Origin of the sequence: Occallatibacter sp. (assembly GCF_049510455.1) — a bacterium.
GTDB lineage: Bacteria > Acidobacteriota > Terriglobia > Terriglobales > Acidobacteriaceae > Telmatobacter.
In genome coordinates this window covers 1-10,449 of the sequence record NZ_JBEKYX010000146.1, presented here as the reverse complement: position 1 = coordinate 10,449, position 10,449 = coordinate 1, and the positions used below count along the sequence as shown (strand labels likewise).

General features: G+C 56.7%; 10 protein-coding genes. 7 read left to right on the top strand and 3 right to left on the bottom strand.

All coding sequences use genetic code 11. From position 1 onward, the window contains the following. Positions 1-343: 343 nt before the first annotated feature. From ABSG47_RS19560 to ABSG47_RS19530, 7 genes are all read left to right on the top strand, one after another. Positions 344-988 carry a flavin reductase family protein gene (locus ABSG47_RS19560; protein WP_424171803.1) on the top strand — a complete coding sequence of 215 codons (645 nt, stop codon included), beginning with the start codon at positions 344-346 and terminating at the stop codon, positions 986-988. 139 nt (positions 989-1,127) lie between these two features. Further along, positions 1,128-1,706: a YceI family protein gene (locus ABSG47_RS19555; RefSeq protein WP_424171800.1), complete on the top strand. Its 579-nt coding sequence runs from the start codon at positions 1,128-1,130 to the stop codon at positions 1,704-1,706. Between the two features lie 65 nt (positions 1,707-1,771). Then, entirely contained in the window at positions 1,772-2,296 is a 525-nt protein-coding gene (locus tag ABSG47_RS19550; protein ID WP_424171798.1) for a MarR family winged helix-turn-helix transcriptional regulator, read from the top strand. A gap of 226 nt (positions 2,297-2,522) precedes the next feature. Beyond that, positions 2,523-3,062 carry a type IV pilin protein gene (locus tag ABSG47_RS19545; protein ID WP_424171795.1) on the top strand — a complete coding sequence of 180 codons (540 nt, stop codon included), beginning with the start codon at positions 2,523-2,525 and terminating at the stop codon, positions 3,060-3,062. Positions 3,063-3,072: 10 nt separating this feature from the next. Further along, on the top strand, positions 3,073-3,672 hold the full coding sequence (locus ABSG47_RS19540; protein ID WP_424171792.1) for a LolA family protein: 600 nt from the start codon (positions 3,073-3,075) through the stop codon (positions 3,670-3,672). Positions 3,673-4,143: 471 nt separating this feature from the next. Beyond that, positions 4,144-4,617 (top strand): hypothetical protein, encoded by a 474-nt coding sequence (locus tag ABSG47_RS19535; RefSeq protein WP_424171789.1) that lies wholly within the window; start codon positions 4,144-4,146, stop codon positions 4,615-4,617. 81 nt (positions 4,618-4,698) lie between these two features. Next, positions 4,699-6,279 carry a B12-binding domain-containing radical SAM protein gene (locus tag ABSG47_RS19530; RefSeq protein ID WP_424171786.1) on the top strand — a complete coding sequence of 527 codons (1,581 nt, stop codon included), beginning with the start codon at positions 4,699-4,701 and terminating at the stop codon, positions 6,277-6,279. A gap of 156 nt (positions 6,280-6,435) precedes the next feature. On the opposite strand, the gene ABSG47_RS19525 is transcribed toward ABSG47_RS19530, so the two are convergent. From ABSG47_RS19525 to ABSG47_RS19515, 3 genes are all read right to left on the bottom strand, one after another. Then, positions 6,436-7,680 (bottom strand): ABC transporter permease, encoded by a 1,245-nt coding sequence (locus tag ABSG47_RS19525; protein ID WP_424171783.1) that lies wholly within the window; start codon positions 7,678-7,680, stop codon positions 6,436-6,438. 119 nt (positions 7,681-7,799) lie between these two features. Further along, positions 7,800-9,053: an ABC transporter permease gene (locus ABSG47_RS19520; protein WP_424171780.1), complete on the bottom strand. Its 1,254-nt coding sequence runs from the start codon at positions 9,051-9,053 to the stop codon at positions 7,800-7,802. 65 nt (positions 9,054-9,118) lie between these two features. Next, entirely contained in the window at positions 9,119-9,976 is an 858-nt protein-coding gene (locus tag ABSG47_RS19515) for a 3-hydroxybutyryl-CoA dehydrogenase (protein WP_424171777.1), read from the bottom strand. Positions 9,977-10,449 lie beyond the last annotated feature (473 nt).

Genomic DNA, 10,449 nt, shown 5'->3' with positions numbered 1-10,449 from the left:
CATGAGCCTCTAACAACTTCCTGCGAAGATCATCACTGTACGCACGCGCCATCCCTACACTCTGCCCACAAACGCTACGTCAGCAAAGTATTAAACTATATACCTATGAGGAATAGGCTCTAGAAATCGTAACTTCTCCTTCATGACCGGCTCCCTTCCGCTTGTGGCTCTGAACTGCGCGTCCTTCGGACGCTCACAGCTTAACCCACGGTCGGCGGCATCGGCGCCGGTCGCTCCATACTGACTGTTTAGAGAATTGGTTTCAATCGGTTACACGACCTTGGGGCGGACTCGTATTTTGGAGTTTCGAGGCGTTCGGCGCGGTGCTTTAGCATCGAGTTGTATGTTCGACTCCGAAATCCCTTCCGTCGTTACGGTGAATCCTGCCGATTATGACGCGCGAAACATTTACAAGCTGATGACCGGCATCATTGTTCCGCGGCCGGTGGCACTGGTCTCCACCGTGGACCGCAACGGCGTGGCGAATGTGGCTCCGTTCAGCTTTTTCAATGGCGTGGGATCTGTGCCTCCCACGGTGCTTTTCTGTACTGTATTGCGGCGTGACACTGGAAAACTGCCTGCACGCAAGGATTCACTGAGCAACGTGGAGGAGACGGGCGAGTTTGTCATCAATGTGGTGAACGAGGCTATTGCAGGTGCGGCGAATGCCACGGCCGCGGAGGTTCCGCCGGAGGTGGATGAGTTTGCGCTTGCCGGGCTCACTCCGGTGCCAAGCGACGCGGTGAAGCCGCCGCGCGTGGGCGAGTCGCCGGCGCAGATGGAGTGCAAACTACAGCAGGTGATCTATACAGGCAGGCAGGCGGGCGCGGGAGTGATTGTGCTGGGCGAAGTGGTGCGCTTTCACATTCGCCGGGACATCTTTGAGGATTTTCGCGTGGACCCTGCCGGGCTGGACGCCGTGGGCCGCATGGCGGGCAATACCTGGGTGCGAACTCACGATCGGGTTGAGCTGATCAGGCCAAAATAGTTTTGACAAGACAGCTCTTGGCGAAATGGTTCTGGCTAATATGAAAATATTTGTTGCAACGACTACCTCTGCCAGTGCATCTTTCCTACATAGTAGTTTCAATGCGGCTTTAGGCCGTAAGCGAAAGGATTGAGGCATTATGAAGCGTTTTGCATTGGCAATCGGGGTTCTGGGGCTGGCTGCATCTCTGGCCGGGGCGCAGACTTCTACGTGGGCTGTGGACCCTGCGCACAGCGAAGTGGACTTTGGCATCAAGCACATGGGGCTGTCGACCGTGCGCGGGCATTTCAGCGGTGTGAAGGGCACGATTGTGTATGACGCCGCCAACGCTTCGAAGTCGACCGTGAATGTAACCATTGACACGACCACCGTGGATACTGGGAACTCTGCGCGTGATACTCATCTCAAGACCGATGCGTTCTTTGATGTGGCAAAGATTCCTACGGCGACGTTTTCGAGCACGAGTGTGAGCAAGAGCGGCACGCACCTGACGGTAGCCGGCAACCTGACGCTGCATGGCGTGACCAAGCCTGTGACACTGGATGTGGATGCTTCGACGACTCCGATGGAGTCGCCCATGGACCACAAGACGCATACGGGCTTTTCCGCCACGACCACTATCAAGCGCACTGACTTCGGTATCGGCGCGAGCTTTCCTACGGCGGCCGTGGGCGACGAGGTGCAGCTGATCATTGACCTGGAAGCAATCAAGCAGTAACGCCGGCGAATGCGCGGGACGCAGCGTGCGTTTCGCGCATTTCATTGGATGAGAGATTCGATTTGGTGAGCCTGGGACAGGAAATCGCGCAACAGAAGCCATTTGCCAGTGCGGCTGAGGAAGCGTTGCTGAATCTACTGCGTACCGCCGACGCGCTGCAAAGGGAGATGCACCTGCTGATCAAGCCGTGGGGCATTACCTCAACGCAGTACAACGTGTTGCGTATTTTGCGTGGCGCGCAGCCGCAGGGGCTTACCTGTACCGCGATTGGCGTACGCATGATCACCGCCGATCCCGACATTACGCGGCTGATTGGCCGCATGAAGTCCATGAAGCTGGTGCGCCAGCAGCGCGACAAGCAGGACCGCCGCGTGGTGTGGAACCATATCTCAGCGGAAGGCCTGAAGCTGCTCGATCAGATGCATTCGACCATCGAGCGCGGGCCGGAAGAATTGTTCTCAAAGCTGACTGAAAGCGACCGGAAGGAGCTGATCCGGCTGCTTGAACTGGTGCGGAACAGCCGCGGTATAGGCCGCGCCACCTGCGATGGCAGCCATGAGATGCAACCCTCACCTCAAGCTCACTCCTGAGAGTAGTGTCTCAGTTTGAGGAAACTGCCTCAGGGGCTAAAGCCCAATTTCATTTTTATGGCCGTTTCGGCACGACTAAAGTCGTGCCCTGTTACAAAGCAATTCAAATTGAGACACTGCCCTCCTGAGCGGTGCCTTTCCCTTCTGCGTCCATAGGTTGTAGGATTCTCTGTGGCGGGCGTGTGTTTTCTAGTTTGCCCACCGGCCTGGGAGGGCGTAAAAATCGATGACAGGCATGACTTATTTGAGCCGCCGGCGCAACGGCAGCAATCGCCGCGCGCGTGAGAATGGCTTTACGCTGATGGAACTTCTGATCGTTATGGCCATCATTACCGTGCTGATGCTCATCGCCATCCCTTCCTATCTGAATTATGTGCGCCTGGCCAATGAGACCTCGGCAGTCAAATCCATCCAGACCATCTCCCAGGCGCAGACGCAGTTCTCCATGCAGTACCCAGTGAGCGGTTATGCCTGTACGCTCACGGCGCTCGGCGGCGATCCGCAGTCTGGACCACCGTCGGCTGAGAGCGCGGAGATTCTGCCGCCTGATCTTGCCAGCGGCGTCAAGTCGGGCTATCAGTTCGCCATCTCCAACTGCATCAAGAACAGCCAGAATGGCACCGACCGCGTTACGGGATTCACGATCATTGCGCAGCCCATTACAGTGCGTAAAACCGGCAACAGGACCTTCTGCAGCGACGAGTCCGGGCAGATCAAGTTTGATCCCGCCGGCGGCACGAATTGCACAGTGTCGCTCGGCCAGTAGTGCTCCCGGAGTGACTGTCGCACAGCAGCCGTCCGTGCATGATCTGGCCCAGCGTGTTGACCGCCGTTACAACCAGCTTCACTCGCTGAAGGCGCAGTTCACTGAGAGCTACGAAGGCCTGGGCATGCAGCGCAATGAGGCGGGCACGCTGCTGCTGCTCAAGCCTGGGCGCATGCGGTGGAATTACTCATCTCCCGCGGGTAAGATTTTTCTGCTTGACGGTAAATATGCGTGGTTTTACACGCGGGGCGCGGCGCAGGTGCAGCGCATTGAGTCTAAAAAGCTGGACGATCTGCGCTCTCCGCTGCGGTTTCTGCTTGGCCATACGCAGCTTGAAAAAGAACTGAACAATATCACGCTTGCACCGGCGCCTAACGACCGTTTTGCGCTTACCGGCCAGCCGAAGGGTCAGGAGAATCGTGTGCCGAAGCTCACGCTGACAGTTACGGCGGAAGGCGCGATCACCGGCATTGAAATTCGCGAGGCCGATGGCGCTGTCACACGCTTCACTTTTGCTGATGAGCAGACCAACGCAGCGGTTCCCGAGGGGGCATTTCACTTTACTCCGCCTGCAGGAGTGCCTGTGATGGATTCACTTCCGCCGGTTTAGGGTGGATGGGCAGGGTACAGATTTACAGAATCTGTGGGCTGTGGGGGGGGTGGGGGGTATGTTCCGGCGTACAGAAGTACAGCTTTACAGATTTTGCACCGTGCGAAATCATGCATTTTTCTGTTTGCTGGCTCGTATAAGATGCTTATTTTTTGTATTTGAGAGATATTTGTTGCTTGAAAAAGGGTGCATAAGCGCGGTCTAATGCCGGTTTAAGAGCCACTTTTTGAATTCAAATTATGCTGAGATGGTGCAGGAAGGCTTATTTGTGGCAAAAATACGAGGGCTAATCGTTGAGGGCCGGCTTTTTATGACTCCAAGATGAGTGTGGCATAGATGGGTGTAATTTTGTGCAAACTATTTTGAAGAAATTTTGGGCATGAAAGCGGAAACCCCATTTTGATTTGAAAAGCGCATGAATCCTACGGCTCACGCCCAGTAAAACATCATCCTAACGAGGAGAGGCAAGCTATGCGCAAAGCTCCCATATCGGTAATTGGGACCAGGAGTGATCGTTCTGGCCCTGACTCGTGGTTGGAAATCGAAAAGGTTGCGACGGCGGAGCTCTCGTCAGAAGACCCGCAGCATCCGTTTGAACAAGCACTCAGAGCTGACACTGCGGATGGGTGGAAAGCTTCCGATCGGGGACCACAGCTAATACGGCTTCGCTTCGACATCCCACAATCGATCAAGCGTATCCATTTACAATTTCAAGAAGGACAGGTCGATCGGTCGCAGGAGATTGCGCTGTTCGCCACATCGAGCGGTTCTCCACGGAAACAGTTGGTCCGCCAACAGTGGGCATTCAGCCCCGGCGGCTCTACTACCGAGTTAGAGGATTACTACTTCGATTTAAAAGACGTAACGGTCCTTGAACTGGAGATTGATCCAGGCAGGCATGACAAGCAGGTCTTCGCTTCACTCCAGTGCATCCGGATTGGATAAGCAGGTAGCACACCTTCGGCAGAGGGGCACTCATCGCTCCGGTTCTCCTGTCGATCACCGTACGAAAGATCGGGCCTAAAGATGGCTGTACACCTAATTAATCCCAGCGACAATTCCTTTGGAACCGCGGTTATCACTCCACGTTGGTTGTTTGTTCTTGCAGCCGCAACACCGGCCTCCATGGGAGATCCGATTCTGGTGGATGAATCGCTGGAACAGCTCGATCCGGAGACAATTCATGCGGGTGACCTGGTTGGAATCAGCGTGCATACTGGCAATGCTTTGCGAGGCTATGAAGTTGGAAGGCTGGCACATGAGCGTGGCGCCAGGGTGGTCTATGGCGGCATTCACGCGACGTTATTTCCGGAAGAACCATTTGAACGCGGTTGGGCTGATGTCGTGGTAAAGGGCGATGGCGATCTGGCATGGGGCAAGGTGCTTCTGGACCTGCAGGCCGGCTGCGCGGAACGCATCTACGAAGGCGGGAAGCTGGAGGGAGATCAGTTTATTGCCGCGCGCTGGGACCTGATGCAGACAGACAAGTACATGTGGGCTTCCGTGCAGACGATTCGCGGATGCCCCAAGCATTGTTCGTTCTGCTCTGTATGGCGCACCGACGGGCAGAAGCCTCGACAGAGAACTTTCGAGAGTGTCATCGACGAGATCGTCGATCTGAGGCGCAGAGGGTTTCGCTTTATCGCCCTGGCGGACGACAACTTCTATCCAGTGAGCCTGACGGATCTGCGCCTGGCACGAGAGCAGAACAACCCGGAACGCATTGAATTTCTTCAGCAGACGCGGAACGAGCGTTTTGCTCTTATGGCTGAGCTGGCGAAGCTGCCAAAGGATATGGTTTTCTTCACGCAGATCACCATGGAGTCCGCCGAAGATCCCGAGTACCTGGATGCGATGCGAAAGGCCAACATCAAGGGTGCTTTAGTGGGCGTGGAAGCAGTTACGCCGGAAGGGCTGAAGGCCATATACAAGGACTTCAACTACTCTGGTGAGCGATTGGTGCAGCAGTTGCAGGAGTTCCGTAAGCATGGCTTACACGTTCTGGGATCATTCATCTTCGGTCTGCCGACAGACAAGCCGAGTACCTTTGCAGCGACGGTGGAGTTAGCCCTCAAAGCAGGGGTGACCTTTGCGCAATTTGTGATGATGACACCGTTTCCGGGCACAGTCGATTTTGGCCGATGGGAGAAGGAGCAGTCCCTGGCTCCGGAGATGGTAGAAGGCACTCCGATCACTCGTTATTGGCTGATTCCCACAGCGATCCGCCCCAAGATGTTTACGCCACATCCGTCCATGACATCGGAGGATATTCGTGAAAGGACGCAGAAGGTCTGGGACCGCTTCTATGAGTTCGGCGCTATCTGGAAACGGTCTGCGTGTACGCCGACGCTTCGTGCGCGACTCGCATTCGTGCTGTTGTCTAAGCTTTATCGACAGATGTATGCAGGAACGGGAATTTCTACGGACAGTGCCCGCCGGAAGAAAGCGAAGACGTCTGCTCGATGGATTGCGCGGCAGACGCGCAAGATTTTCCAAGCTAAGCCGATGCCTGAACTCTTGTCTCCTGTCTGGGAGGTGCGTCCGAAAATACTGCCTATTCTGACTCAACTTACGACGCCAATTTCTTTACCATCAACCAGCATCTGAGGCGTTGCGGCTGGTTCATGGCTGACCGGCATGCCGAAGGCGCGAATGGAGGTTTGCGTTGGCGATATCGCCTGCGATCGCCGTGGAGTACATGCCATGTCCCGGACAAACCGAAATTAGCTCTCGCGGCTTCGAGTGGCTTTGAGGTGCTTGGCGTTACTCGTATCTGAGCGCTTCGATTGGGTCGAGGTTTGCTGCGCGTATTGCCGGAATCATTCCGCTTACCAAGCCTGTGAGCATCAGGATCACTGTGGCCACAATTACCGATGCGGGCGAGATGGCGAGCTGTATGTCGGCGTTCTCCGCGTGCAGCGCGATGTTGCTATAGAAGGGAATGCTGCCGACGGCGAGAGACACCAGGTATGCGAGTGCGATGCCGGTGACGCCGCCTACCGCTGTGATTGCTAACGCTTCTGCGAGGAACTGTGTGAGGATGTGCTGCTTGCGTGCGCCGAGCGCTTTCTCTACGCCGATCTCCTTGGTGCGCTGCTGCACGGCTACTAGCATGATGTTCATAAGTCCGATGCCTGCGATGCCGAGCGTGAGCGCGCCTACGAGCGAGAGCAGCACCTGGAGCGCCAGCGAGAGGATGCTGAACTGGTGAAGCTGGCTCATCAGGTTGGCCACGTGTACTGCTTCATGGTCGGTGGGGCGAAAGTGATGGGCTCCGGCGAGTGCTGTGCGTGTGGTCTGTTCGATGACCTGGTAGTCGCCCTGATAGTCGAACCAGAGGCCTCCGAGATATTTCGTATCCACGAGATCGCTCATGGTGCTGAAGGGCACGTACACCTGACGGTTGGCGTCGTTGTCTTCGCCGCCTTCCTGCATCTTGGGCTTGAGGACGCCGATGATGGTGAAGTGTACGCCGTTGAGGCGGATGGTTTCGCCGAGCGCCCAGCCGCCGGAGAAGAGCTTTGTCTTTGCCTCTGATCCGATGACACAGACGTGCGCGCGCTGCTCTTCTTCCAGGCCGTTGTAGAAGCGGCCCTGATCGAGATCGAGCTTCCAGATGTCCTGAAAGACCGGGCGCACGCCGTTGATGGTCCATGTGTAGGAGTGCAGATCGTTCTGCACGGTTACGTCTTTATATGCGGCGGGGGAGACGCGATGTATGCCTGGGACCGCGATCATCAGGCGGTCCACGTCGTCGAGCGTGAGGCGGACCTCGGCCCCGGCCTTTTCGCCTCCTGCCTGCTCGCTGGTTTTGCCGGGAAAGACACCGATGGTGTTGGTGCTCCACTGCGAGAAGATGGCCTGGATTGCATTTGCAAAGCCCGCGCCGTAAGCCAGCAGCAGCACTACCGTGGCAATGCCCCAGGCCATGCCCGCGATGGTGATGAGCGTGCGGCGGCGGTTGAAGAGCATTGCCTCCCATGCCTGGCCAAGAATGTCTTTGAGCATCAGCTTTTAGCTCCTGGCTTTTAGCTCTTAGCTAAAAGCTCCTGCGATTGTGTTGAAACATCCGTAAGTTCTCGCGCGGTCAAGCTAAGAGCTGAAAGCTAATAGCTAACGGCTGCTCTTTACTCTCTGCGCAGCGCTTCAATTGGATCCATTGCCGCCGCTTTGCTTGCCGGATATAGTCCTGCCACTACGCCGCACAGCACGAGCGAGCCCATTGCCAGCGCTGCGGACCATGGAACCAGCCTCGGTGGATCGAAGCCCGGAATTGCGCCGGTGAAAAACGCCTGCAATGTGCCCATAAATGCTGCCGAGACTGCAATGCCTATTGCGCCGCTTACGCCTGTCAATAGCAGTCCCTCCCAGAAGAACTGCGAGAGGATGCTCATCTGCGTTGCGCCTAGCGCTTTGCGCAAGCCAATCTCGCGTGTGCGCTCAGTTACGGAGACCAGCATGATGTTCACGATTCCAACGGCGCCGAGCGAGAGCGTGACGATGCCGACGCCGCCGAGAAAGACATCCATGGCGGTGAAGATTGCACCTACCATTTTGCCGGTGCGAATGGTATCCCACTCCTCAAATGCGTCCGACATATTTACATCGAAGCCGTGACGCGCGGCGATGGCGCGATGCACTGCGGCGACGGCTGCCGTCGAATCGCCGTGCGTTGCCGGTTGGTACTGGATGGATGTGAGCGCGTCCTGGGGGATGTTTTCTCCCTTGACTGGAAATAGCTCATGCATGGTGGTGACAGGGATGTAAATCTTCTGGTCGTCCGAGTCGTTGTTGCCGCGAGCCAGCGATGCTACGGTGCCGACGATGCGGAACTCCGTGCCATTGATGGTGATGGCTTCGCCAAGGAAGGGATGGCCGGGGAAGAGCAAATGCATGGTCTTATAGCCCAGCACGGCCACGCGGCGACGGTCGGCCAGGTCATCGCTGTTCATGAAGCGGCCCTGCGAGAGCGGGATGTTGCGAACGACGGGGTAGGTGGTATCCACGCCCATGACGCGGCTGGAGGTGTTGCTCCACTGGCTCACCTCGTAGAGGTCGGTTCGCTGCAACTCTACGGTGAGGCCGCGGAGTTCAGGCAGGTTGCGGAGCGCGTCGGCATCGCGCAGTGTGAGTTGATAGGGGCGCATGCCGGTATGCTGGTTTGCTACGGCTGGGATGGTGCCGTTCCACATCATTACCAGGTCATCGCCGAGCGTGGCCATGTTTCTGTGCTGGCCGGAGCGGAAGCCCTCTCCCAGACCCACAAGAACCAGCAGCGACCCCACGCCCCACGCGATACCGAACATGGTCAGGAAGCTGCGCAGCTTGTTGGCTGCGATGGCGCGAAAGACCTGGCTGAGCGTGTCGGTGAAATTCTGCATGGCGAAGACGCTGCTGTGCAGCGTATGTCTATCGATACGCAGAGACGGGTGGTATGGTTCCGTGACTACTTGGTGTAGGTGTAGAAGCCGCGGCCGGATTTACGGCCTTTCCACCCAGCGTCGACCATTTTGATCAGCAGCGGGCACGGGCGGAATTTGGGGTCGCCGTGGCCTTCCTGGAGAACGCGCATGATGTCTACGCAGACGTCGAGGCCGATGAAGTCGGCTAATGTGAGTGGGCCCATTGGGTGTGCCATGCCTAGCTTGAAGACCTGGTCGATGGCTTCCGGTGTGGCTACGCCTTCCATGACGGCGAAGGCGGCTTCATTGATGAGGGGCATGAGGACGCGGTTGGAGACGAAGCCTGGGGCGTCGTTTACTTCTACTGGAGTTTTGCCGAGTTTCGCGGAGAGATCGCGGGTGGTGGCGAAGGTTTCTTCGCTGGTTTGGAGGCCGCGGATGACTTCTACCAGCGTCATTACCGGGACGGGGTTGAAGAAGTGCATTCCGATGACGTTTTGCGGGCGCTGGGTGAGGGCGGCGAGCTTGGTGATGGAGATGGAGGAGGTGTTGGTGGCGAGGATTGCTGGTGCGGGAAGGATTTCGTCGAGCGAGCGGAAGATTTCGGCTTTGAGTTCGTAGCGCTCGGTGGCGGCTTCAATGGCGAAGTCGGCTTTGGCGAGGGCGGTGCGGTCGGTTGTGGGGGTGATGCGTTCGAGGGCGGTTTCGATGTCGGTTACGGCGAGTTTGCCTTTGGCTGCTTCGCGGGCGAGGTTGGCGCGGATGGACTCGATGGCGTGGTCGAGTTGGGGTTGTGCCACGTCGCAGAGAAGGACCTGGAAGCCGGAGCGGGCGAATACGTGCGCTATGCCTGAGCCCATGGTTCCTGCGCCTACTACGCCTACTGTTTTGATCTCAGACATCTTTTCTCCTTGCCAGAATGGAGTTTAGCAAACAGGCCGCACTACTGATTCTGGGGATTTTGCTGGAGTTATCCTGTGCAGCGTCTCTTTCGAAGCAGGTTTTATTTGTGGTGATTACGGGGACTTCCACACTTCTTATAAGAATCTTTATGCGATCTTCATTTCGGGACTGTGCAGCCGGGAGGTTCCTGTTTCATACGACGACGGCCCGAATCCATTATGGATTCGGGCCGTCTTTTTCCTGCTGATTATTAGTAAATCACAAATGGGGTTAATTCTACGCAAAGTATTTTGATATGGAATACGGTACGAAAGGGCAATGGACTTTAGTAATGGGGTAGATGGGACTACGGGACTGAGGGACTATGGGACTGAAAAACAATCGGGAGAACGGGAGGGAGTGCTATCCCATCCATGGCGCAAAAGACGCGCCATGGATGGGGCACCCGGCAGAGCTTGCCGCTATTTAGCCA

Excerpts from the sequence above, each read along its gene's own strand:
- ABSG47_RS19560 (WP_424171803.1), top strand. The coding sequence starts at position 344 with ATGTTCGACTCCGAAATCCCTTCCGTCGTTACGGTGAATCCTGCCGAT.
- ABSG47_RS19555 (WP_424171800.1), top strand. The coding sequence starts at position 1,128 with ATGAAGCGTTTTGCATTGGCAATCGGGGTTCTGGGGCTGGCTGCATCT.
- ABSG47_RS19545 (WP_424171795.1), top strand. The coding sequence starts at position 2,523 with ATGACAGGCATGACTTATTTGAGCCGCCGGCGCAACGGCAGCAATCGC.
- ABSG47_RS19535 (WP_424171789.1), top strand. The coding sequence starts at position 4,144 with ATGCGCAAAGCTCCCATATCGGTAATTGGGACCAGGAGTGATCGTTCT.
- ABSG47_RS19530 (WP_424171786.1), top strand. The coding sequence starts at position 4,699 with ATGGCTGTACACCTAATTAATCCCAGCGACAATTCCTTTGGAACCGCG.
- ABSG47_RS19525 (WP_424171783.1), bottom strand. The coding sequence starts at position 7,680 with ATGCTCAAAGACATTCTTGGCCAGGCATGGGAGGCAATGCTCTTCAAC.
- ABSG47_RS19520 (WP_424171780.1), bottom strand. The coding sequence starts at position 9,053 with ATGCAGAATTTCACCGACACGCTCAGCCAGGTCTTTCGCGCCATCGCA.
- ABSG47_RS19515 (WP_424171777.1), bottom strand. The coding sequence starts at position 9,976 with ATGTCTGAGATCAAAACAGTAGGCGTAGTAGGCGCAGGAACCATGGGC.